The 23,709-nt window shown below is 32.2% G+C and carries 21 protein-coding genes; 18 read left to right on the plus strand and 3 right to left on the minus strand.

The window, feature by feature from the left end; all coding sequences use genetic code 11:
• The first annotated feature begins 108 nt into the window (after window positions 1-108).
• From CN925_RS06495 to CN925_RS06535, 9 genes are all read left to right on the plus strand, one after another.
• Entirely contained in the window at window positions 109-1,179 is a 1,071-nt protein-coding gene (locus CN925_RS06495) for a GerAB/ArcD/ProY family transporter (RefSeq protein WP_098845445.1), read from the plus strand.
• Window positions 1,176-2,642: a spore germination protein gene (locus tag CN925_RS06500; protein WP_098845446.1), complete on the plus strand. Its 1,467-nt coding sequence runs from the start codon at window positions 1,176-1,178 to the stop codon at window positions 2,640-2,642. The genes CN925_RS06495 and CN925_RS06500 overlap by 4 nt, the downstream gene beginning before the upstream one ends.
• Window positions 2,643-2,650: 8 nt before the next feature.
• On the plus strand, window positions 2,651-3,766 hold the full coding sequence (locus CN925_RS06505; RefSeq protein ID WP_098845447.1) for a Ger(x)C family spore germination protein: 1,116 nt from the start codon (window positions 2,651-2,653) through the stop codon (window positions 3,764-3,766).
• 125 nt (window positions 3,767-3,891) lie between these two features.
• Entirely contained in the window at window positions 3,892-4,458 is a 567-nt protein-coding gene (gene cobU, locus CN925_RS06510; RefSeq protein ID WP_098845448.1) for a bifunctional adenosylcobinamide kinase/adenosylcobinamide-phosphate guanylyltransferase, read from the plus strand.
• Window positions 4,459-4,468: 10 nt separating this feature from the next.
• Window positions 4,469-5,209 (plus strand): adenosylcobinamide-GDP ribazoletransferase, encoded by a 741-nt coding sequence (gene cobS / locus CN925_RS06515; protein WP_098845449.1) that lies wholly within the window; start codon window positions 4,469-4,471, stop codon window positions 5,207-5,209.
• Window positions 5,206-5,805, plus strand: a complete 600-nt coding sequence (locus CN925_RS06520; protein ID WP_098845450.1) for a histidine phosphatase family protein — start codon at window positions 5,206-5,208, stop codon at window positions 5,803-5,805. Before cobS ends, CN925_RS06520 begins: the two co-directional genes overlap by 4 nt.
• Window positions 5,806-5,820: 15 nt before the next feature.
• Window positions 5,821-6,318, plus strand: coding sequence for an ECF transporter S component (locus CN925_RS06525; protein ID WP_098845451.1), 498 nt, complete (start codon window positions 5,821-5,823; stop codon window positions 6,316-6,318).
• Complete coding sequence (locus CN925_RS06530; protein WP_098845452.1) at window positions 6,299-7,069, plus strand: hypothetical protein; 771 nt, start codon at window positions 6,299-6,301, stop codon at window positions 7,067-7,069. Before CN925_RS06525 ends, CN925_RS06530 begins: the two co-directional genes overlap by 20 nt.
• Window positions 7,070-7,100: 31 nt before the next feature.
• On the plus strand, window positions 7,101-8,189 hold the full coding sequence (locus CN925_RS06535) for a DNA alkylation repair protein (protein WP_098845453.1): 1,089 nt from the start codon (window positions 7,101-7,103) through the stop codon (window positions 8,187-8,189).
• A 63-nt stretch (window positions 8,190-8,252) separates the two neighbouring features.
• Here CN925_RS06535 and CN925_RS06540 read toward each other — a convergent pair whose 3' ends face one another.
• A complete protein-coding gene (locus CN925_RS06540) occupies window positions 8,253-9,125 on the minus strand; it encodes a hypothetical protein (protein WP_098845454.1) in 873 nt (290 codons plus the stop codon).
• Between the two features lie 344 nt (window positions 9,126-9,469).
• Entirely contained in the window at window positions 9,470-10,717 is a 1,248-nt protein-coding gene (locus tag CN925_RS06545) for an MFS transporter (protein ID WP_286138280.1), read from the minus strand.
• Window positions 10,718-11,213: 496 nt separating this feature from the next.
• Between CN925_RS06545 and CN925_RS06550 the strand changes: the two genes are divergently transcribed.
• The 5 genes from CN925_RS06550 to CN925_RS06570 all read left to right on the plus strand — a co-directional run bounded on the left by CN925_RS06550 (window position 11,214) and on the right by CN925_RS06570 (window position 16,362).
• Window positions 11,214-11,588, plus strand: a complete 375-nt coding sequence (locus CN925_RS06550) for a hypothetical protein (protein WP_098845455.1) — start codon at window positions 11,214-11,216, stop codon at window positions 11,586-11,588.
• A gap of 273 nt (window positions 11,589-11,861) precedes the next feature.
• Window positions 11,862-12,140 (plus strand): hypothetical protein, encoded by a 279-nt coding sequence (locus CN925_RS06555; RefSeq protein ID WP_098845456.1) that lies wholly within the window; start codon window positions 11,862-11,864, stop codon window positions 12,138-12,140.
• Between the two features lie 208 nt (window positions 12,141-12,348).
• Window positions 12,349-13,020, plus strand: coding sequence for a response regulator transcription factor (locus tag CN925_RS06560; RefSeq protein ID WP_098845457.1), 672 nt, complete (start codon window positions 12,349-12,351; stop codon window positions 13,018-13,020).
• 8 nt (window positions 13,021-13,028) lie between these two features.
• On the plus strand, window positions 13,029-14,264 hold the full coding sequence (locus CN925_RS06565; RefSeq protein WP_098845458.1) for a sensor histidine kinase: 1,236 nt from the start codon (window positions 13,029-13,031) through the stop codon (window positions 14,262-14,264).
• A 451-nt stretch (window positions 14,265-14,715) separates the two neighbouring features.
• Window positions 14,716-16,362 (plus strand): glycerol-3-phosphate dehydrogenase/oxidase, encoded by a 1,647-nt coding sequence (locus CN925_RS06570; protein WP_098845459.1) that lies wholly within the window; start codon window positions 14,716-14,718, stop codon window positions 16,360-16,362.
• 81 nt (window positions 16,363-16,443) lie between these two features.
• On the opposite strand, the gene CN925_RS06575 is transcribed toward CN925_RS06570, so the two are convergent.
• Window positions 16,444-17,025: a DNA-3-methyladenine glycosylase gene (locus CN925_RS06575; protein WP_098845460.1), complete on the minus strand. Its 582-nt coding sequence runs from the start codon at window positions 17,023-17,025 to the stop codon at window positions 16,444-16,446.
• Window positions 17,026-17,244: 219 nt separating this feature from the next.
• Here CN925_RS06575 and CN925_RS06580 point away from each other — a divergent pair, with 219 nt between their 5' ends.
• The 4 genes from CN925_RS06580 to CN925_RS06595 all read left to right on the plus strand — a co-directional run bounded on the left by CN925_RS06580 (window position 17,245) and on the right by CN925_RS06595 (window position 23,660).
• On the plus strand, window positions 17,245-19,632 hold the full coding sequence (locus CN925_RS06580; RefSeq protein WP_098845461.1) for an immune inhibitor A domain-containing protein: 2,388 nt from the start codon (window positions 17,245-17,247) through the stop codon (window positions 19,630-19,632).
• 941 nt (window positions 19,633-20,573) lie between these two features.
• Window positions 20,574-21,593 (plus strand): Bug family tripartite tricarboxylate transporter substrate binding protein, encoded by a 1,020-nt coding sequence (locus CN925_RS06585; protein WP_483295172.1) that lies wholly within the window; start codon window positions 20,574-20,576, stop codon window positions 21,591-21,593.
• Window positions 21,594-21,656: 63 nt separating this feature from the next.
• On the plus strand, window positions 21,657-22,109 hold the full coding sequence (locus CN925_RS06590) for a tripartite tricarboxylate transporter TctB family protein (protein WP_098845462.1): 453 nt from the start codon (window positions 21,657-21,659) through the stop codon (window positions 22,107-22,109).
• A gap of 45 nt (window positions 22,110-22,154) precedes the next feature.
• Complete coding sequence (locus tag CN925_RS06595) at window positions 22,155-23,660, plus strand: tripartite tricarboxylate transporter permease (protein ID WP_483295174.1); 1,506 nt, start codon at window positions 22,155-22,157, stop codon at window positions 23,658-23,660.
• Window positions 23,661-23,709 lie beyond the last annotated feature (49 nt).

Raw genomic sequence — 23,709 nt, forward strand, 5'->3', positions numbered from 1 at the left:
TTGAGCATTTCCTTAACTCGTGCAATCAATAAGCACTGGTAAAAATATACATAAAGAAATTCACTTTAGGTTAACTTAAAGGAACAAAGGATTTATAGGAGATTTTTTATGAATAAAAAGTATATTTATTCAACTCATATTTATATCTTGCTTATTATGTCGACCGGGTTTATGTTGCATGTGTTTATCGTACCTAGTGTGTTGACATCAACTCATCGGGATTCTTGGGTTACGGTAATTGCTAGTATCCTTCCTTTTTTAGTTTGGAGTGCTTTAGTTTTTTATTTATATAAAAAGTTAAATAATGAAGATATTTTGTCTGTCATGTTTAAAGTATTGTATAAACCATTAGCTTACATATTTTCAGCTATTTTTGTAGCTTACTTTTTACTTTCAGCTTTCGTTACATTTCGCTTTACATTAACTTGGGCTGATATAAACTATACACAAGATATTCCACAAATCGTCGTAGCGCTTTTAATTGCATTGATATGTTTCTATGCGTCAAGTAAAGGGATTCGTACAATTAGTACAGCTGCATTTTTAATTCTACCTCCTGTTGCTTTTTTTGGGTTTTTGGTTGGAATTGGGAATGAAAAGAACAAAGATTTCGAACTATTATTTCCTTTATTCGAAAGAGGATACCAAGATTTTTTTCATGGTTTTATTTATTCTTGTTCAGGTTTTTTTGAGATCATCTATATTTTATTTTTAACCTCCTTTTTGAAAGATAAAATAAAAGTAAAATGGCTAATGATTGTAAGTTGTATATTATTAATGTTAATTTTAGGACCATTAACAGGAGCGATTATGGAATTTGGACCACTTGAGGCAGAAAAAATGAGAAATCCTGTTTATGAACAATGGAAGATTTTAACCTTAGGTGAGAATATTACTAGATTAGATTTCTTATCAATTTATCAGTGGTTATCGGGCGCTTTTATTCGGATTAGTTTAAATTTGTACATCGGAAATTATATTATCAACTACAATGGACGGAAAAAATGGAGTTTGCCACTATTATCACTTGTTCTAATAGTAGCGGTAATGATTCCGTGGAACGATTCAGCATTTTATAATTTTTTGCAATTCTACTACTTTCCAATCAATTTAATTTTTTTATTATGTACGATGTTACTATTTTTAATTATTACAAAATTAAAAGGTGATTTTGCATGACAAAAGAATCGACAACTTTAGAAAACCTTAATCTACTAGAATTTATGGAGTCATTTAATCACTCTTCGGATATTGAATTTAGAACGAAATCCTATAAAGAAGGAGAAGACTCACATTTTGTCATCATCATGTTTTGTCCTAACTTAATAGATGCTCAATTTAGCAATCAAATTATTAATGACATATTTAACATCGTCCACAAAGAAGAAAAATTTGATTTTGAGCTATTGAGAAATATAGTCGAGGCTAAAAGATTAAAGGACGGAGTTACGATTAAAAAAGAAGTTGAAGAAAACTTATTTTCCGGAAATTTAGTCATATTTAGTTCTTATTTTAATGATATTTTCTTTATTCCCGTTGCAGATCCTCCACAACGAAGTCCGGAAGAATCAAATTTAGAAAATTCAATTCGCGGTCCACGAGACGGATTTGTAGAAAGTTATTCAATTAATATGGCATTAATTCGACAAAGGCTTAAGACTTCAACATTAAAAAGTGTCGAATTTACAATCGGTGAACGTAGTCATACGAAAGTTTTATTAGTTTATATGGAAGATATTATTAATCCTGAAATTCTTTCAGAGGTTAAACAACGCCTAAGCAAAATTAAAAAAGATGTAGTTGTAAGTAGCTATGAAATTGAGGAAGCCTTATATGATCAACCTTTCTCGATCTTCCCGCTTTTAGATAATATTGGTAGACCAGATTTCGTCGTACAATCAATAAATCAAGGTAGGTTTGCAGTCATTGTTGATGGGAATCCTACTTGTCTAATCGGACCGGCAAACTTACATCAACTTGTCTATTCACCTGAGGATATCCATTCAAGCTTTTACTATGTAAATGTAGTTAGGTATCTTAGAATCGCGGCAATCTTCACCACGATTTTTCTACCAGGATTTTATATTGCAATGGCTACCTTTCATATTGATCAAATACCTTATCCCTTCTTGGCGACAATTGGTATGTCAAGAAACGGTTTGCCATTTTCAGCTCCATTAGAGGCCAGTTTAATGTTGGTTTTTTTTGAACTATTTAAAGAAGCGGGGATTCGGTTACCAAAAGCGGTAGGTCAAACTGTAGCCGTGTTAGGAGGATTATTTATTGGTGATGCTGCAATACGTGCTGGACTAACTTCACCTGCAATGCTTGTCGTTGTAGCATTAACCGTTATTTCAGGTTATACATTAATTAATCAAAATATCTCAGGTAATATTGTATTTCTTCGTTTTTTTATTTTATTTTTATCTGCTGTCGCAGGCTTAATTGGTTTTTTTACTGGATTTTTTCTATTTACAACGATGATTGTTTCATTAGAAAGTTTTGGTCAACCTTATATTACGCTCCTTTCTGTTCCAAAAAAGTCTGATTTTCTAAATGTAATTATCAAATTACCTCAAAAGTTTAAAACGAAACGAAACCTATCACTCCATCCAGTTGATCAAGACCGAAAGAAGGAGTGAGAAATAAGATGAAAAAATTGCTTATCATTCTATTGGTAATTTTTCAATTATTCATTTTAACAGGATGCTGGGGGGCACGTTCAATTATTGAACAAACATTAGTCACTAGTTTGGGCATTGATTTTAAAGATAATCAGTATGTTGTCACGATTCAAGCACTTAACTTTTCAAATATTGCAAAGCAAGAAAGTGGGGCATTGCAAGTACCAGCCCCTCCTTTAATTGGTCAAGCAAAAGGTAAAAGCATACAGTCCGCAATTTCTAAAATAGAATCACATTCACCAATGCCTTTATATTATGGCCATGTAAATAGTGTCATTTTAAGTAAAGAGGTTATTGATAAAAGATTGAAAGAAGTTAATTCCTTTATTAGTGGAAGACCACAATTAAGATATACAATTTGGATTTATGGTACCGATCAAGACATTAAAGATATCTTAATGAGTCAAAGCTTCTTTAATTTACCTTTTTTATATACGGTAGTAATGAAACCAGATGAAAAGAGTAGAGGGGGATTAGTCTTTTTAAAATTAAAATTTCATCAATATATTTCAAGATATACACAGCCAGTAGGAACGATATTGATTCCATCATTAGGGATTGAAGATAAGAAATTTAAAGAAAAAGAAATAGACAAGGTAGCCTATATTAATGGAGCCTTCGCAATATCGCAGAAAAAGTTTAAAGGTAAACTGGATTTAAAAGAATTAAAAGCACTAGATTTTATGCATCAAGAAAATTACAGTTTGCCGCTGCCATTCGCCAAAGATAAATTGAATATAATCGTTAGAAGCTCAAATAGTTCAGTTAAAGTCATTAAAGGAGGTAAAAAGCCCAAGTATATTATTAAAGTAAAAACCAATGTAAACATTGTACAAAATGAGAACAGTTATAGTAGAAAGAAAATTGCTTCTAAAATCAGAAGTAAAATGAAAAATGAAATTTTAATGACAATAAAAAAAGGAGAAGTACTTCACGCCGATCTTCTCAACATTTCAGAAAAACCGTATCGATTTCATCGAAAAGAATGGGATATAAAAGCATTGAATGAAGTCGATGCTAAGTCAATTAAGGATATAAAAGTTGATGTTCATATTTTAGGTAATAAATCTTATAAAAGATGAAAGAACTTATAAAGAAGGTTATTTTTATTAAAGATACCTTCTTTTTTCTGCTCATTTTTATTGAAAATGAATTATGATAGAAAAGAACAGAATAAAAGGAAGTTTTTGATTGTGGGGGGAAGAAGTTGATTTTTGTAATTGGTGGAGCGCGTAGTGGAAAGAGTTCTTACGCAGAAAAAAGAATAAAAGAATTACAAACAAATACAGATGAAGTAGTCTATATTGCAACTGCTATACCTTTTGACAAAGATATGAACGAAAGGGTTAAAAGACATCAAGAAGACCGTCCGATTAATTGGCATACTGTTGAACAATATAAACAATTTAATCAATTAAAAATGAATGAAGAATTTATAAAATCCAAATATATTATTTTAGATTGTATGACGGTTATGATAACTAACCTAATGTTTGATCATTATACCGATATTGATTATGAGACCATTAAGAATGATCAAATAAATAAACTAGAATTAGAGATAGAAAATGAAGTGAACGAGTTGATAGACGTTTGTGATCAACATGGTAAAACATTCATAATTGTATCGAATGAGGTAGGTTATGGACTTGTTCCTTCTTATCGACTAGGAAGGATTTTTAGAGATATTGCTGGGCGTATCAATCAAAAAATTGCTTCAAGAGCAGAAGAAGTTGTTCTCGTTACAGCTGGTATACCATTAAAAATTAAGTAGGAGTTCCGATATGAATCGATTTAAAATGATCCTCAGTTTTTTTTCAACCATCCCGGTTAAAAATTACAATTTTATTGAGGACGAACTAGGAAGAGGAATTAGATTGGTTCCGTTAGTAGGTGTGTTATTTGGTTTAATACTCGTTAGTTTTAATGCTGGAATTTCAATTGTTTTGGACAAAGAAGCAACTGCATTTCTTATTCTATTAGTCTATTTATTCTTAACGGGTGGATTACATTTTGATGGAGTAGCTGATACGTCAGATGGAATTTTTAGTCATCGTTCAAAAGAAAGAATACTAGAAATTATGAAAGATAGTCGTATTGGCGCATTTGGTGTTATTTCCTTAATTGTATTATTTTTAGGAGATTGGTTGTTTCTATCAAAGTCTACATCATTCGCTATTTTTTTATTTCCAATCATTGGAAGATGTAATGCCTTATTCACATGTAGAGTAAGTACTTATGCTAGAAATGAAGGATTTGGAAGTCAATTTATCATTGAGGCCAAAAAATCTAATTCATTATTTGTTCTAATTGTCTATGTGTTACTCATTTGTGTAAGCAGTATTTTAATGAATGAACTAGCAATTATTCTTGCGGTATGTATGACGTTTATTTTTATTACTTTCATAACGAAAAGAATCAATCAAAAACTAGGTGGAATTACAGGGGATGTAATTGGATTTACGATTGAAGTTTCCCAATTATGCTTTTTAATTTTTGCTGTTATAGGTGAGAGATTAATATGAGAATATTTCTAGTTAGGCATACAGAAAGCATTGGAAATAGACAAAAGGTTTATGCAGGATTGACTGATTTTGATTTAACAGAAAAAGGCTTAAGTCAAATAGATAGTGTGATAACCCAGTTAACGAAAATAATTGAGCTTACTTCACATTATACTTTATATTCCAGTCCACTTCGTAGATGCACTTTATTAAGTGATGCGATTGAAGAATTAATCGGAGAATCGAAAATAGTTGATCAAAGGTTGCAGGAGACAAATTTTGGGCTATTTGAAGGGAAATCCTATACTGATCTTTTAAATGAAGTGCCTGAAGTTTTAGAAAAGTGGAATGAAGATCTGATTCATTTTCAAATTCCGAATGGGGAAAGCTTAAAGCAGTGTGCAGAACGAGTTCATACATTTTGTCATGATATTAAATCAAAAAACAATGATGTAATAGTTGTATCACATGGAGGAATTATGAAGCTACTACTCTTAAATTTACTTCATTTAGATTTAAGTCATTTCTGGAAATTTTATACGAGTAATGGATGTATTATTGAAATTGAGTATAATGATGGATTTGGATTTTTGAAAAATATTATTCAACTAAATTAAAAGGGATGGAGAAATTTGAACACTAAAAGAATTGTTTTACTATCATTATTTATCGCATTAAGTGCAGTACTGTCTAATATAAAAATAGTCTATTCAATTGCATTTGATTCATTGCCTGCTTTTTTAGCTGCTATGTTGATTTCACCAATTGCAGGCGGTATTGTAGGTGCACTAGGTCATTTGCTTACAGCACTTACTTCAGGTTTTCCGTTCACAGTACCAGTACATCTATTTATCGCAATACAAATGCTTGTGATTGTTTGGCTATTTGGCGTATTATTTAAAAAAATGAATCAATACATAGCAATAGTAGTGGCAATTATTTTAAATGGTCCAGTGGCAACTTTATTAAGTGGTCTATTAATTGCTTATTTAAATCACTCGTTTACAGTTAAGACTGTTAGTAGTTTTTTTATGTTAATGGTTATGCCTTTAACATTAGCATCGGTGGCAAATATTGTTTTAGCATTTATACTTCAAAAGGTGATGAAACGTGCAAATTTTAACATATAGAGATTTAACTTTAATGCATATAGATGGGAATCGTTATTTTACAATTGCTTGTGATAGCTGCGGTGGAATTGGAATGAGTGAGCTTGATTTCATTAAAGTGGATGAGGAAATTGTTGGCTATTTAACAGCGAAATTGTGTTTAGTTGAAACAATCGCATTTAAAGCGAAGCCTACTGTTTTAATTAATACATTATGTGTAGAAATGAACGGAAGAGGTAAGCGAATAATAAGCGGGATAGAAAAAGCGATTAAAGAATATAATGAAGCTAATTTTTATGAAGACAACTTAGAAATAACGATTACTGGAAGTACAGAAGAAAATATTCCAACAAAACAAACAGGTTTAGGTATTACTTTAATGGGAGAAATTTTTAATCCGTTTAATAAAAAAGAAGTCATTTCAGGGGATCTTGTAGTATTAGTTGGATATCCAAAAGTAGGAAATGAAGTATTAGAGGATTTAAATGAAAATAAAAACGAGATCATTAATTTTCATTCATTAAAGCACTTAATAAATAACGAAGATGTCTTAGATTTATTACCAATCGGTTCAAAAGGCGTTCAATTTGAATTGAATCAGTTGAAGGAAACAAATAATATCGATATAAAATTAGAAAATCAATCTAGTATCTCATTACATAAATCAGCAGGTCCCGCGACATGTGTTCTAGCAATCATTAAAAAGGATGCGATTGAGGGATTAAAAAAACAAATCTCACAGCCAATCACTTTATTAGGTGAGATTATATAATAGTTTGAAATAGAATGATTGGAGATTTAAAATGGCAGATGCTCTGAAGAATGTATATAACCGAGAGTTAATTTCAAAAATCGCAAACGAAATCTATACCGTTTATCCAGATTTTGATCATGAAACTTTTATGGGTAAGGTTTTAAATGAAAGTTGGGAAGAAAAAACATTAAAGGAAAGAATGAGGCATATTACGATTTGTTTGGGGGATTCACTCCCAAACAAATTTGAAAAATCAATAGAGATTTTAACTCGTATAGTAGAGAAATTTCCAAAAGGCCAATTAAGTAGTATTTTTTTTCCTGATTTTGTTGAAGTGTATGGTTTAGATCATTGGGAAAAATCAATAGAAGCCTTAGAAATATTCACACAGCACTCAACATCGGAATTTGCTGTTAGACCGTTCATTATTCAAGACCAAGAACGAATGATGACGCAAATGTTAAAATGGTCTACTCATCCAAATGAACATGTGAGAAGACTCGCAAGTGAAGGATGTCGTCCAAAATTACCATGGGGGATGGTTCTAAAAAGTCTAAAAAAGGACCCAACTCCAATCCTACCTATTCTAGAAAACTTAAAGGAAGACGAGTCATTATATGTTCGCAAAAGTGTAGCGAATAATTTAAATGATATTTCTAAAGATCACCCAAATCTAGTCGTAAAGATTGCAAAAGAATGGTATGGTAAAAATCCCCATACTAATTGGATCATAAAGCACGCATGTAGAACCCTATTAAAAAAAGGTAATAAAGAAGCTTTAACCATTTTTGGATTCCAAATGACAAATGCAATCCATATCGACCAATTTCAATTACAATCAGACAAAATAGAAATTGGTGGAGACTTAAACTTTTCATTTACAATTCATAGTAACGAACCGACCACCACAAAACTTAGAATCGAATTTGCAATTGATTATGTAAAGTCAAAAGGTAACCGTACAAGAAAGATCTTTAAAATATCCGAAAACACAATTGAAAATAACAAAATATTATCATACAACAAAACACACTCATTCAAAGACTTATCAACAAGAAAACACTACCCAGGCCAACATAGCATCACACTACTAATCAATGGGGTGGAAAGTGGTACTTATGATTTTACGGTAAAATAAAAAAGAGATTCCAACATTATTTTTTGGAATCTCTTTTTTCGTTTAGTCAATCTATTCTTCCATTTAACCTTGTCTTTTGTGCATCATGACATCTTCAGTTAATGGAGTAAAGCCAAGTTTTTCTTGTAAAACACTTTTAGGAATTTGTGACTTAGTGATTGTAACTGCTGTAACTTTTCGATTGATGTTTTCATTATGGATGATCGACATGATATCATAAAAATAAGGTATAGCCGCTTCAGTATAAGCAACAGCTAATATTTCCGAATACCTAGTATCCGGCCGTATTGTCATAGCCAAATAGGCAATGACTTGATTTTCTAGCTTACATTCAACGGCATAGTCAAATTCAATTGAGCTATAATACTCATTCATCATGGCAACTTGTTCGTTAGTAAGAATTTGTTGCTTCATTTTTAAATCTTTCCAAACATTAAATTGAAATTGATCTTTTATCTCATACGAAAATCCAGGAATACTTTGGAGTGTTTTTATAAGAAGTGGATAATGCGCACCAACGATTTGAGAACGACTAGTAATGTTAAAGCCTTTTGATAAGAAATACTCTATTTGTTTTGACCACTGTCCTCTAAATCGTTGTGCAAATAGTTTTCCACCGTATTCCTCACTAACAGCAAATTGATAAACTCTTTCAAACAATTCATCTCTTACAGTATCCTCATATTCAGGTAACACCCATGGATAACCTAATGAAACAAATTCCCCTTTACCTGAAAAACTCATATAACCAACAAGTTGATCTCCGTCAAAAGCAAAGCATCTAGATTTTTCATTAAATTCAGATTGTTTTTCAAATAATGTTGGAGTTAACGTTGGTTTCCAAGCATATGGTAGAGACTTTGTTATCTTGTTCCAAAAATCATATTGCAAATTAAGATCTGTTGGACTCTCATAAAAACGATACTCTATAGTCATATCAATATCCTTTCCTAAATCGTACTAATTTTAATAGTATCAAATTAATTTGGATTTGAATCTTTTTGAGTAGCTAATTAAAAAACAACCGTAACGGCGATTAGGGTCAATTAAATAATGATCACACTAATTAAGGTATGATTTTATAGTCGTTCTGTTGCCTATAAAAAAGCATTGAGTAAATTCAACTTGATCTACATCCTTATCAAGGGCAATTTTCCAAAATAAAAGAAAGCAATCAACAGATGATGTAAATCTACAAAAATTCGTAAAAACGTCAAAAAATTTTAAACATCCCTTGTTGCTTTTGTGTTTATATTATTATGAAATCATTTTAGATCAGTCTAGAGAGTAATCTTATTTTGTTTATAATCTAATTGTTTAGATGACATTTTATAGGCCATAATCCCAAATAATATTCCAGCCAATCCTCTGAATATCGTTGAAATAATCATTGCGATATTCATACTGAATGATTCAAGTAAAAAAACACCAAGTTGTGGAGCGATGAAGGAAACGATTGAAAGTAAGAAATTATAATTAGCGATATAAGAAGTGCGATGTTCTTCTTCAGTCGCTTCTAGTAAACTATTAAATAATATTAAAACTGTACCAGATACAAAGAATCCTGATGTAAAGTTTACGATAAATAAGTATACATAATTTGTTGATAAAATATTTAAAATAGGTGCAGAGGCCATACCGATTGAAATCCAAATTAATAATTGAGTATTACTATAACGATTCGCCATTCTTGCCCACCAACGAAAGCTAACAATTTGTGAAAGTTGGTTGCTTACAGTAAATAAACTAATCCAAAAAGCCGTTGCATGAGCAAATCTTATTTGATAGATCGAAAATAAAGACCATGCCATCTGCCATGCGAAATTAAAAAATAGTGCACAAACTAAAAATGTAATATAAGGTTTATATTGAAAAAGGTGTTTCGAAAAAGGAGAATAATGATTAGAGATTTCAATTTTTTGCTTCTCTTCTTTATGTTTCAATAGATAAAAGAACTCGATCATCCCAAAAATAAATGCGAATAAAAAAAGTAATTGATATGGAAGCGCACTTTTTGGATTAATGGATTTCATACATATTCCTGCTAAAAGCGTTACAATCATTCCTGTAAAGGTTAGTATTCTATTACGATTGCCAAAAAATGCATTTCGGCGATCAGCAGGAATTAAATCACCAATAAATGCTTGCCAACTTAAATTTGAAAATGTACCGGGAAAATTCATTAATGCAATTAAAATAACAAAAAACCATGCGATATGCTCAGATTTAATAAATGGAAGAAAAACCATTATCAATAGGAAAAAACGAGTAAAGAAAATGGAGTAAGCTGTGAATTTTCTTTTTTCTTCTAATTTATTAACCATAAAAGCAGCTGGAAGCATTGCGGCCATTCCGACAATTGAAGGTAAGGAAGAAATTAAACCAACCTGATAATTGTTAGCCCCTAAAATGGCAATAGCAAACAAAATAAAATAGTTATTCGACAAACTGATCGCGATTGTAGATGCAGCTCCATTTTTAATGCTCTGGGATTCATTATGTAGCACATCTTGTTTACTGTAAATCAACTGACTTTCCTTCTTCCTTTTTTAATTTCATAATTTCGATATGAAATTAAATTTTAAATTTTAAAATAATTCAGTAGAACAATAGCATATTTATGCACTAAATTCTATGTTTTAGAACCAATTTTTAATGTTAAATAATGGCATTATTAAGAGAAGGAATTACCAAAAATTAGTTATTCATTTCTGAGTTTAAAAATTGCATTTTATATTATTTTTGACTAAACTAGAATAATCTGTCTGATGTACTAAGATTCATATTTAAAACATATTAAATATTGGAAAGAACAATTTTTAATTGTTAAGCCATACTAAGATTAGAATTGACGTAAAATAATTCCAATTATTTCATCGTCAATTTTTTATTTCACTTTAAGATGATGGTTACGTGGGCAGTAGCCATTTCCACTACGTCCCTGACTTCGCCAAAAAATGGCTGGTCAAATGAAGTTTTCTTTATTTTACATAATTAAGAATATACGGCAAGGAGAAGAGACATATGTTTTCACCAGTTTACAAAGTAAATGATGATGGAGAAATTTACTTAAGTACAAAAGGCTTTTCAGTAACCTACGACCAATTTAAAGAGGATGAACAAGGAAACGCATATGTAATTGTAAAAAGCGATGAAGAACCACTAATTAGAGTGAAACTACTTCTACATAATATTGGAAATGCAAAAACACCAGAATTAGAAGTAAAAAACAAATCAGGATTAGGTCAAGTGGAAATAAGATTAATTCGAGTAAAAATTAAAAAATTCAAAAATGGATGGGGAGCAAAAATCCCTCTATCGAATGGTGAGGTGACGATTAAAGGAGATATTCCAAAACACGTCAAGATCCAAGTAGTTCGAAAAATTAAACTAGCGTAGTATTTAAATACGGTAATACAATTATTATTCTAATTTCTTAATGGAAAGATTATTAATTCTTATAGTTTTGCACTTATTTATTTCATATTTTTAAAGATGTCTCGGTAGCAGACATCTTTTTTAATCAAAGAAAAGCCTCAAGGATATTTAATATCTTGGGGCTTTTCTTTGATTAAAAGGGATTTCTAAAAATATTAGGAAACAAATTTTAAGAAAAAATTAAGGATTCTATTACATAATTAAATTAATTCAATATAAAGGAGTGCGAATCACATGGAAGAATTAGAATCAAATTTAGTTGAAAATAATCAAAAAACGAATTTGAATAATCGTTCAACAACATTTGAATTTTCTCCAAAAGTAATTTCCATTTTATTAGTAATAAATTTAGTAATTGGCGTTTTCACATTAATAGGAGTTGGCTATTTAAGTTTTAAAACCAATGATCGTACCCAAATGATGAGAAACTTCCGAAATGGAGGAGACTTCCCACATAACGGGGGTGGAGGATCTTTTAATCAACAACCTCCTTCATCAGATAGCAGCAATTAGATATACAATTTCAGTTTTAATCGGATCATCTGTACTTTACACATTTGGTGGTATGATAAGTGTAGGTGGGAAAAATTGTATTTACATGTTTCAAGTACAGCCAGAGTGAAGCTTCAATATGAGATAAATTCAAGCAATACGATTTGGATAAATAAAGTGGAGCGTTGAATGTAATGAACGCTTCTTTTTAGTCTAATGGAGGAAAAAAATGAGAATTTTAGTTGTAGAAGATCATATAGAAGTTTTAAATTCAGTCGTTGAATTATTATCAAATGATTTTAAAGTAGATAAAGCGTTAGAAGGGGAAGAAGGCTATTTCTTGGCGATGCAAAACATATATGATGTGATTGTGTTAGATGTAATGTTGCCTGAGAAAAATGGTTTTGAAATTGTTAAGGACTTGAGAAAAGTAGGGGTACATACACCAGTTCTTTTTCTAACTGCCAAAGATTCACTTGAAGATCGTGTTGAAGGATTAAACTTAGGAGCGGACGATTATTTAGTAAAACCATTTCAAGGGCCGGAATTACTAGCAAGAATCTATGCATTACTTAGAAGAAGTGGTAAATTAACAATTGATAGTTCATTGAAATACCAAGGAATCATATTAAAAGGAAAAGAGCATCCTGTTGAAATAAATAATGAACCGATTCATTTAACAATTAAACAATATGAATTACTGGAATACTTCATTCAAAACCAAGGAAAGATTTTAATGAAAGAACAAATTTTTGATAGGATTTGGGGATTTGATTCTGATACGACTGTTGCAATTGTAGAAGTATACGTACATCAACTCCGAAAAAAGCTAGATCCATATCATTATGGTAGTATGATTAAAACAGTCAGAGGTATCGGATATATTATGAAAGATGACTAGGTGAAGAGATGTTTAAAAAAACAAAAATTCGTTTAACGATTATAAATTCAGTAGTATTTATCTTCATAATTGGAATCCTTTCGTTCATTATCTATTCATATACAAATAATCGTTTATATAAAGAAGTCGATCAATCACTTTTATGGAATATTAATCGTATACAAAATAGTGATGATCCATATCGCTTGCCAATATCCAATCGAGATCCACGTATTTTAATGATCATGTGGGATGAAAATAAAAAATTAGTAAATCCCATGCCAGGTATGAATGCGATTATTTTACAAGATGAGCTTAAGCATCCTACAAAAATTAATGAAATATATAATGATAAAATCGGTGATATGAATTATCGAACGATTTCAATTCAAGGTGAAACCAATCGTGGGAAAATTACACTACAAATATTACGTAATATCGACTCAGAAAAGGATTTACTTGATACATTATTAATCATATTAATTATTGGTTGGGTTTTGGGAAGTGCATTATCAGTTGTAGCTGGTTATGTTTTGGCTGGCCGCGCACTCGTACCAATAAGAAACGCATGGCAAAAACAACAAGAATTCGTATCGGATGCATCACATGAAATCAGAACGCCACTAACCGTAATTCAATCACGTTTGGAGTTATTGCTAAGAGAGCCAGACGCAACAATCGAAGAAAAGGCACAAGATTTTTCAATTATGTTAAAAGAGAATAGGCGCCTTTCTAAACTAGTAGCAAGCTTATTAACTTTAGCTAGATCAGATTCAGGGCAAATACAATTAAATAAAAAAATATTCTCCATAAATGAATTGTTAGAAGAAGTTGTATCGCACTTTACTGAAATCATTTCATTTCAAAGTAAAGAAATCTTTATATCAATTAAAGATACGTATTTTTACTTTGGTGATCAAGAAAGAATTCATCAATTACTTGTGATTTTAATTGACAATGCAATGAAATTTACAAACGAAAATGATACGATCCAAATTAACTGTAAACAAGTAAAAAATAATCTTCTTATTCAGGTTATAGATAGTGGAGTGGGAATAAAAGAAGAAAATCTGCCTCGAATATTTGACCGATTCTTCCAGGAAGATGTCTCACGTACATCAAAGAATGGAATTGGGCTCGGCTTATCCATTGCTAAATGGATTGTTGAAGAACATGGTGGGAAAATAAAAGTTCAAAGTAAAATTGGAGAAGGAACTAGTTTTGGAATATCTTTACCAATTATGTCCTCTTCAAAAAATAGCTAAGTTCCAAGAAATTGCAAATTAAGAAAATAATTTGGTGAAATAAAGTAAATTTCCGACATTATTTCCTAAGAAATAGCGATAAACTACAATAATTGAATTAAACCAAAAAAATTAATACTTGCGAGAAAATCCACTATAAATTAGTGGTTTTTTTTGTGAAGAAAAATAAGGAACTCCGATACATTAATTTAGGGATGAAAGGAATCATTAATTGTTGAATTGAATATGTTTTAAAAGATAAATTGAGTTATATTGTACGATTAGATGAGTGGTAAGTTAATACAACTTTAAGATATAAATAAGGATACACTTAAATACTTTTTAATTTGAAACTTTAGGACCTTTCTACATGCGGGTGAAATTGTAGCGGTCCTTTTTCATTTTTGGTTTATTTCTTTTTTATACCAGTTTTTTTAGAAAACTAGAAAAATTGTTGAAGTGAGGTTTTACAATGGAAGAACAATTTTCGAGTTTAAATAGGAAAAAGATCAAGAAAACATTAGCTGAAAAAGAATTCGATTTATTAGTAATTGGTGGAGGGATTACGGGATGTGGTGTTGCACTTGATGCAACTACTAGAGGGATGAATACTGCTCTAGTTGAGATGCAAGATTTTGCTTCGGGTACATCTAGTCGTTCTACTAAGCTAGTTCACGGTGGATTACGATATTTAAAACAGTATGAATTTAAAATGGTAGCAGAGGTTGGGAAAGAACGGGCAATTGTTTATGAAAATGGACCACATGTGACTACACCTGAATGGATGTTACTTCCCATTTATAAGGGTGGAACTTTTGGTAAGTTTACTACTTCTATTGGCCTTAGATTATACGACTATTTAGCAGGGGTAAAAAAAGAAGAGCGAAGAAAAATGTTAAATCGAAAAGAAACGATTGAAAAGGAGCCATTAATAAAAAGAGAAGGGTTAAAAGCTGGAGGGTATTACGTTGAATATCGAACTGATGATGCTAGACTTACAATTGAAATAATAAAAAAAGCAGTTGAACTTGGAGCACAGGCAATCAATTATGTAGAAGTGACAGATTTCATCTATGAAAATAATCGAATAGTAGGAGTCAAAGTAATCGATTTAATAACGAAAGTACCTTTTACAATTCGGGCAAAGAGGATTGTTAATGCAACCGGACCTTGGGTTGACCAGCTTAGGGAAATGGAACGATTAGAAAGTGATAAAAATCTTAGACTAACAAAAGGTGTTCATTTAGTAATTGATCATAAGAAGTTTCCTTTAAATCAGTCTGTTTATTTTGATACGATGGATGGACGGATGGTCTTTGCAATTCCAAGAGATGGAAAGACTTATGTTGGTACAACAGATACATTTTTTGATCAAGATCCAGCTAATGCAAAAGTAAGTAATGAAGATAAAGAGTATTTATTAAATTGTGTTCAATATATGTTTCCGACAATTAAGCTGGAAGATACTGACATTGAATCTAGCTGGGCTGGTATTCGTCCTTTAATTTTGGAAGAAGGTAAGAATCCTTCTGAAATCTCAAGAAAGGATGAGATTTGGGAATCATCTTCGGGGTTAATTTCAATAGCTGGAGGAAAGTTAACAGGCTATCGTAAAATGGCTGAGACAATTGTCGACCTTATATTAAAAGATAATAGAAATAAATTTAAAGAATGTCAGACTAAAAATTTACCAATATCCGGTGGCGATGTCGGAGGCTCAAAAGGTTTTAATTATTTTAAAAGACGATTTTCATCTGCTGGTATTGCAATTGGATTAAGTGAATCAGAATATAAAAGATTAAGTAAAATGTATGGATCGAATATAGAAGATTTAATGAATATATCATTTAGTGAATTGAAAAATGAGTCTAATCTACCATTATCATTATTTTTACAACTAGAATATGGAATTCAAAACGAAATGATTGTAAAGCCAGTTGACTTTTTTATAAGGAGAACTGGATTTTTATTTTTTCGAATGGATCTAGTTAATAAGTATAAAGACGAAGTGATTCATTATATGGCGAAAAGACTAAATTGGAACAAGTATCAAATTTTAGAATATCATTTGGAGTTGGAAGAGCAAATAAAAAATGCTGTTTCTTCTACTGATGAATAATGATTAAAATACGTTCAAAAATTAAGAAGACCCAGACTGTTTGAAAGTAAGAAGAGTTCATCAACAGCCTGGGTATTTTTATTATCTTGAAACAAATTTATTATCCGTAATCCAAAACCTCCACGGATAGTCCCTCGCTTCACCGGTATTTTCAATACCGATTCTAGGTCCACTACTAATATGTTCTGGTTTAATTCCTTCTTTGATGTAAACAGGAGGGAGCCAAATCGGTTTTCCATAAGACTCCATCGTAATATTCAGTGCTTTTGTAAGCTTACCAGGTCCATTCGTTAAATTAGAAATAGGCTGATTTTTACGAAATTCGATCATTTTTTCAATCCCGTTCACAGGTTCTAGTGCTCTAATTAATACTCCCTGTGGTTTTCCGATTTCTTCACAAACTATATTAATTAAAGTATGTGTATGCATTTGGTAAGTATAGATGTAACCTCCCTCATGAAACATGATTTCTGTTCGTTTCGTACGTCGGTTCTGAAAACTATGTGCAGCGCGATCTTCTGGCCCCATATATGCTTCTGTCTCTACAATTATTCCGGAAAGTTCCATTTCGTCAGTATTATGAACTAGTATTTTACCTAAAAGCTCCTTTGCTACTTGTATAGCTGGTTTTAAAAAGAAATCTTGTTTTAATGTCGAATTCATAAAATACTCCTCGAAACTTGTTTAATAAAAAGAGAAAATGTATTTTTTTGTCTAGTTAATAAGTATATTTACCTATCGCAATGTTAAAAAAACGTTAAAATTAGATTAAATATAATAACGGAATTATTAGAAATTATTCATAATTACTCATTGTACAATCCCCTTCAAGCTTGTACTATTTACTTAGTTGTTAGAATATTCGAAAAAGGGGTGCGAAATATGGCAAGACCGTCTTATTGGAAAGTATTATCGAGTGTTACAATTGCTTCAGCATTAAGTATGTCCATTTTTTCAGCGGGAGTTACTTCAAAAGCAGCAATTCCTACTGAAAGTGAAAGCAAGCAAGTACTAGAAAGTCCTTATTTAGATTTAAATGTAGTGGATGAAGAAAGATTAGAAAAAGCCTTAAGAGACAGAGGCGTGATCAAATCATCTGATAGCTCTAAAGTAGCTAAAGAAAAAGTACAAGCATACATAAAAGAAAAACAAGGTGCATATAAAGAGAAAGTTAAAGCACAATCAGATGCAAAAATTGCTGATAAACAAAGAGAAACATTGGAAAAACGTAAAGCTCAACTTTTAAAACAATTAAATAAAGGACATGGAAACTATAAAAAAGGCAAACCAAACGGTGTAGTAAAAGTTGATCCTGCAAAACAAGCTGGCTATAACGGCGGAGTTCGTGAAGATAAAGTATTAGTCATCTTAACTGAGTTTGCTGATTTCAAACATAACAATATAGATAAACAAGATGGGTATATTTATACTGAAGATTTCAGTAAAAAGCATTACGAAGATATGCTTTTTGGAGATAAAGATTTTACTTTAAACGATGGCTCTAAAATAAAAACGTTTAAACAATTTTATGAAGAACAATCAGGTGGAAGTTATACTGTAAAAGGTACAGTAACAGACTGGTTAACAGTTTCTGGAAATGCAGCTGATTATGGTGATGATAACCCAACTGGTGGACATGATAATCTTGCACCAAAAGGTCCACGTGATCTTGTTAAGGAATCATTACGAGCAGCAATCAATTCAGGTATTAATTTAGCTGATTTTGATGATTTAGATATTTATGACCTTGATGGTGATGGTAATATTAATGAGCCGGACGGATTAGTCGATCACTTAATGGTTCTTCATGCTGGAACAGGTCAAGAAGCTGGTGGAGGTAAATTAGGTGATGATGCAATTTGGTCACATCGTTGGACTTTAAATGGAGTAACTCCTTTCTCAGGGACAGAAGCAAAAGTTCCATATTGGAATGGAATGATGGCTGCATATGATTACACAATCGAGCCAGAAGATGGAGCAGTTGGTGTATTTGCTCACGAGTTTGGTCATGATTTAGGATTACCAGATGAGTACGATACTCAGTATACAGGTAATGGGGAGCCAGTTGCTTCTTGGTCTGTTATGAGCGGTGGTAGTTGGAACGGTGCAATCGCTGGAACAACACCTACAAGTTTCTCACCACAAAACAAAGAGTATTTCCAAAAAACAATGGGTGGAAACTGGGCAAATATGACTGAAGTAGATTATAAAGATATTGATGAAAAAGGTATTGCTGCTATTATCGATCAAAGTGTTACTAAATCAAATAATCCAGCGATCGTAAAGGTTAACTTACCTAAAAAAGAAGTGAAAAGTAAAATCCAACCTCAATTTGGTGCAAAGTATTACTATAGTACAAAAGGCGATGACCTCCATACTACAATGACTTCACCAAAATTTGATTTATCAACAGCTACAACTGCAAGCTTTGCTGTAAAAGCAAACTATGAGGTTGAATATAATTACGATTATGTATATGTAAATGTATTAGATGCAACAACTGGTGCTAAACTTGCAACAATTGATACGATTGGTGATGAAAATACAGCAGGTGGACTTGAAACTTCTAAAGGACTTTGGGTAGATAAAGTTTATGACTTATCTGAATTCAAAGGAAAGAATGTAAAAGTTCAGTTTGAATATGTTACAGATGGTGGACTAGCTCCTGAAGGATTTGCTTTCGACGAAGCAAAATTAACTGTTGACGGTGCAGTTAAATTTACTGATGGTGCTGAAGGAACTCCAGCATTTACATTAGACAAAGCAACTGTATCTAATGGTACTGATTTTAAAGATCACTACTACTATTTAGAGTGGAGAAACTATGTTGGCTCTGATAAAGCATTAGAATATTCACGCGGAGTTAAGTATAATACTGGTTTAGTAGTTTGGTATGGTGATGATAGCTACACAGATAACTGGACAGGTGTTCACCCTGGTGAAGGTTTCTTAGGTGTTGTAGATGCTCATCCAGAGGCTATTGTTGGTGCATTAAATGGTAAACCATCAGTATCACAAAGTACTCGTTACCAAGTAGCTGACGCTGCTTTCAGTTACGACAAATCACCTGAATTTTATATTAATTCACCATCTCGTGGAATCTTTGACTATGATGGACTACCTGGTGTAACAGAATTTGATGATTCTAAAAGTTACCAAAATGCTTTAATTCCTGATGCAGGAAGAAAAGTGCCTAACTTCGGATTAAAATTCCAAGTAATTGGGGAAGCAAAAGATAATTCAGCTGGTGCTGTTTGGATTCATAAGTAATAAGAAAGAATACGAGTCTGATATCATTTCAGATTCGTATTTTTTTTTGTTTTTTGACTGACTGACTGATGATGGGGGGAATTTGTCTTTTTTACCTGCTATGGGGAAGGAAATTTCTAGATTTAGCGTAAATAGTTCCCCATGAACTTGTTATGAGGAATAATATTGAAAATCCGGGGTAAATAGTTCCCCATGAACCTGTTAAGAGGAAGTAATTTTGAAAAACCGGGGTAAATAGTTCCTCGAACCTGTTATGGGGAAGTAATTTTGAAAAACCGGGGTAAATAGTTCCTCATGAACCCGTTATGGGGAAGTAATTTTGAGTATCCGGCGAAGATAGTTCCCCATGAACGCGTTAAGGGGAAGTAATATTCAAGAATTAGCGAAAATAGTTCCCCATGAACCTGTTAAGAGGAAGTAACTTTGAAAATCCAGCGAAGATAGTTCCTCATGGACCTGTCATGGGGAAGTAATTTTGAGTATCCAGCGAAGATAGTCCCTCATGAACCTGTTAAGAGGAAGTAACTTTGAAAATCCAGCGAAGATAGTTCCTCATGAACCCGTTATGGGGAAGTAATATTCAAGAATTAGCGAAAATAGTTCCCCATGAACCTGTTAAGAGGAAGTAATTTTGAAAAACCGCGGTAAATAGTTCCCCATGAACCTGCTACGAGGAAGTAATTTTGAAAATCTAACGTAAATACTTCCTCAAGAACCCTTAATAAATTTCGTCTTCTTTCCCGACCCAATAACAAACTTTAGAAAGGCATCTGTTTTCGCCTAAAAGCTCGCCGATTCGTGGGTTTTCTTAATCGTGGTTTTTATGAACAAAATAGTTTTAATGGACTTTACGTATTTAACGTTCATAAAAACTTTTTTCAGAATTATTAAACTATAATACTTGTATTAGAAAGCGTTTCCAAAAAGGGGAGGAACTATAGGTGAAATTTAAAAAGACTAGTTTGTTTGTAATGACTTCTTTAATTGCTGTAAGTCTAGCTGCATGTAAAAGTAATAGTGTATCAACAGGAAGCAATAACTCTTCTTATCCTAATAAGGCAATTTCGGTTGTAGCACCATCAGGAGCTGGCGGCGGATGGGATTTGACAGCTAGGTCGTTCACTAAAGTTTTAAGTGAAACAAAACTTGTTAAAGAACCTATGACTGTAGAAAATAAACCAGGTGGTGGCGGTACAGTATTCATGGCTGAGTATGCTACACAGGATATTGCCAATAATGAAAAATTATTCGTAAATTCACCACCTATCATTATTAACAACTTGAAAAAAGAGGGGAATAGTCCTTACGGCTATAAAAATAGTACACCTTTAGCTCAGTTAACAAAGGATTATGGTGCAATTGTTGTAAAAGCTGATTCTAAGTATAAAGATTTAAAATCACTTTTAGATGATATTAAAAAGAATCCGAAGAAGATTACTTTAGCTGGAGGGTCTGCTCCAGGGTCTATGGATCATTTGATTGGAATTTTACCAGCTTATAAATACGGTATTGATCCTACGAAAATTAAGTATGTATCCTATGATGGTGGCTCAGAGGCAATCACAGCATTATTAGGTAATAATGCAGATGCCATTTCGACTGATATTTCTAGTACGCTTGAGTTTGTTAAATCAGGTAAAGTTAAAGTTTTGGCAGTAACATCACCAGAGCGTTTGCAAGGGGATGTATTATCTAAGTTTCCAACAGCTAAAGAACAAGGAATAGATGCTGAGTTTATCATTTGGCGTGGGGTTTTTGGACCGGAGAAAATGTCGAAGGAAGCATACTCATATTGGGAAAAAACAATTTCAAAATTAGTTGAGACAAAAGAATGGAAAGAAGAGGTAGAAAAGCAAGGTTGGCAGTCGGAATATAAAGATGGTAAAGAATTTAGCTCATTCTTATCAGAACAAGAAACGCAAGTTCAAGATTTATTAAAAGCTTTAGGCATGAGTAAATAACTGAAAAAAAGAAGGGGATCATACTCCTTCTTTTCCATTATTGAACATAATGAGGTGAGATATATGAATAAAAAATTTGATCGATTAGCAGCTATCATTTTTCTTATTACGGGTATTACTTTTATTTTAGAGAGTCGAAGTATAGCAGCCACTGCCTATGGAAGTGTAGTTGGTCCGAACGTTTTTCCTTTTATGCTTGGCTGTGCGCTTTCTTTATTAAGTTGTAGGTTATTTTACGAAACATTTTCTTATAAGGAAAAAGAAAAGGAAGCAGTTCAATATCATTATAAGCAATTTTTTATTATCCTAATTTCAGCAATTCTTTATGCACTTTTACTTGAGAAAATCGGTTTTATTATTAGTTCATCTTTATTCCTAATTGTTGCCATTCAAACAATGGAGCGCGGTAACTGGATAAAATCTCTTTCAATTTCATTAGGTTATTCTTTCATTATTTATTTTATTTTTGTGGATGTTTTAAAAGGTACGTTACCTGTTTGGTCAATCTGGTTTTAAGAAAAAAGAAGGGAGAGTATTAACTTGAGTACTTTTCAATATTTAATGCAGGGGTTTGAAACTGCATTTACATGGTATAACTTATTGTTTGCTTTTGCTGGTGTATTAATTGGTACAGCAGTAGGGGTATTACCTGGTATTGGGCCAATGAGTGGTGTCGCTCTATTAATACCTGTTACTGCTTCGGTAACTGGTTTTTTAGGACCTGAGCAAGCAGCAGGCAGTGCAATTATTTTATTAGCTGGTGTATATTATGGGGCTATGTATGGTGGTTCTACTACATCAATTCTATTAAACACTCCGGGGGAATCTTCCTCGGTAGTGACGACTTTAGATGGCTATCAAATGGCCAAAAAAGGTAGAGCGGGAAGTGCTTTGTCAATCGCAGCTATTGGCTCATTTGTGGCAGGAATCTTTACTCTCATTGCACTAATTGTATTAGCAAAACCATTATCTGCATTAGCAATTAAGTTCGGTCCAGCAGAATACTTTTCATTAATGCTTCTTGGTTTATGTGCAGTAAGTGGATTAGCAGGAAAGTCAGTAACAAAAGCATTAATTATGACAATCCTCGGACTATTACTAGCTACAATAGGAATCGATTCTGTATCAGGAGTTTCTCGTTTTACATATGACATTCCTTGGCTTTATCAAGGGTTAGAATTTTTAACAGTGGCTGTAGGACTATTTGCTTTAGGGGAAGTATTTAAAACAATTATTGAAAATGAAGCTGAAGATGGCGAGATGGCAAAGATTAATAATTTATTACCTTCTAAAGAAGAATTAAAAGAAAGTGCAGCACCGATCGCTAGAGGTTCTATATTAGGATTTTTCGTCGGTTTATTACCAGGAGCAGGTGCAATTTTAGCTTCATTTTTTGCTTATATTTTAGAAAAGAAGGTTAGTAAAACGCCTGAAAAATTTGGTACTGGTACAATTGCTGGTGTTGCATCTCCTGAGTCAGCAAACAATGCAGCGTCTGGAGGGGCGATGATTCCTTTATTAACTTTAGGGATTCCAAGTTCAGGAACAACAGCAATCCTAATGGGTGCTTTAATGATGTATAACATACAACCGGGACCACTTCTTTTCGATGAACATCCTGATGTTGCTTGGGGATTAATTGCGAGTATGTTTATTGGTAATGTTATGCTGATCATCTTAAACATGCCTTTAGTAAAAATATTTGCAAAGATTATACAAACACCAAAGAAATACTTATTGCCACTAATTGTAGCTATTTCAATATTTGGTGTTTATGCTGTACAAGTATCAGTAAATGATTTACTTCTATTAATAGCATGTGGTATTTTCGGATATTTCCTTTCAAAAAATGATTTTCCAATCGCACCACTAGTATTAGGAATCGTTTTAGGTCCAATGATTGAGAATAATTTAAGAAGAGCTTTAACTGTATCAAATGGTGATTATCGTATTTTCTTTACTCATCCTATTTCATTAGCATTTTTAATAATTGGATTACTTTGGATCCTCATTCCAATTATTATTAAAATGAAGGGTAAGGAAGTAGTTATTAATGTAGAAGCTTAAATTTCTAACAAAACTCCTTTAATAAAAGGAGTTTTTTGATTATTATAAA

Source organism: Bacillus sp. AFS055030, assembly GCF_002574545.1.
Taxonomy (GTDB): Bacteria; Bacillota; Bacilli; order Bacillales; family Bacillaceae_G; genus Gottfriedia.

Coding starts and splice junctions, on each gene's coding strand:
- CN925_RS06495 (WP_098845445.1), top strand. CDS start 109: ATGAATAAAAAGTATATTTATTCAACTCATATTTATATCTTGCTTATT.
- CN925_RS06550 (WP_098845455.1), top strand. CDS start 11,214: ATGTTTTCACCAGTTTACAAAGTAAATGATGATGGAGAAATTTACTTA.
- CN925_RS06505 (WP_098845447.1), top strand. CDS start 2,651: ATGAAAAAATTGCTTATCATTCTATTGGTAATTTTTCAATTATTCATT.
- CN925_RS06565 (WP_098845458.1), top strand. CDS start 13,029: ATGTTTAAAAAAACAAAAATTCGTTTAACGATTATAAATTCAGTAGTA.
- CN925_RS06580 (WP_098845461.1), top strand. CDS start 17,245: ATGGCAAGACCGTCTTATTGGAAAGTATTATCGAGTGTTACAATTGCT.
- CN925_RS06535 (WP_098845453.1), top strand. CDS start 7,101: ATGGCAGATGCTCTGAAGAATGTATATAACCGAGAGTTAATTTCAAAA.
- CN925_RS06595 (WP_483295174.1), top strand. CDS start 22,155: ATGCAGGGGTTTGAAACTGCATTTACATGGTATAACTTATTGTTTGCT.
- CN925_RS06560 (WP_098845457.1), top strand. CDS start 12,349: ATGAGAATTTTAGTTGTAGAAGATCATATAGAAGTTTTAAATTCAGTC.
- cobS (WP_098845449.1), top strand. CDS start 4,469: ATGAATCGATTTAAAATGATCCTCAGTTTTTTTTCAACCATCCCGGTT.
- CN925_RS06570 (WP_098845459.1), top strand. CDS start 14,716: ATGGAAGAACAATTTTCGAGTTTAAATAGGAAAAAGATCAAGAAAACA.
- CN925_RS06590 (WP_098845462.1), top strand. CDS start 21,657: ATGAATAAAAAATTTGATCGATTAGCAGCTATCATTTTTCTTATTACG.
- CN925_RS06540 (WP_098845454.1), bottom strand. CDS start 9,125: ATGACTATAGAGTATCGTTTTTATGAGAGTCCAACAGATCTTAATTTG.
- CN925_RS06500 (WP_098845446.1), top strand. CDS start 1,176: ATGACAAAAGAATCGACAACTTTAGAAAACCTTAATCTACTAGAATTT.
- CN925_RS06555 (WP_098845456.1), top strand. CDS start 11,862: ATGGAAGAATTAGAATCAAATTTAGTTGAAAATAATCAAAAAACGAAT.
- CN925_RS06520 (WP_098845450.1), top strand. CDS start 5,206: ATGAGAATATTTCTAGTTAGGCATACAGAAAGCATTGGAAATAGACAA.
- CN925_RS06575 (WP_098845460.1), bottom strand. CDS start 17,025: ATGAATTCGACATTAAAACAAGATTTCTTTTTAAAACCAGCTATACAA.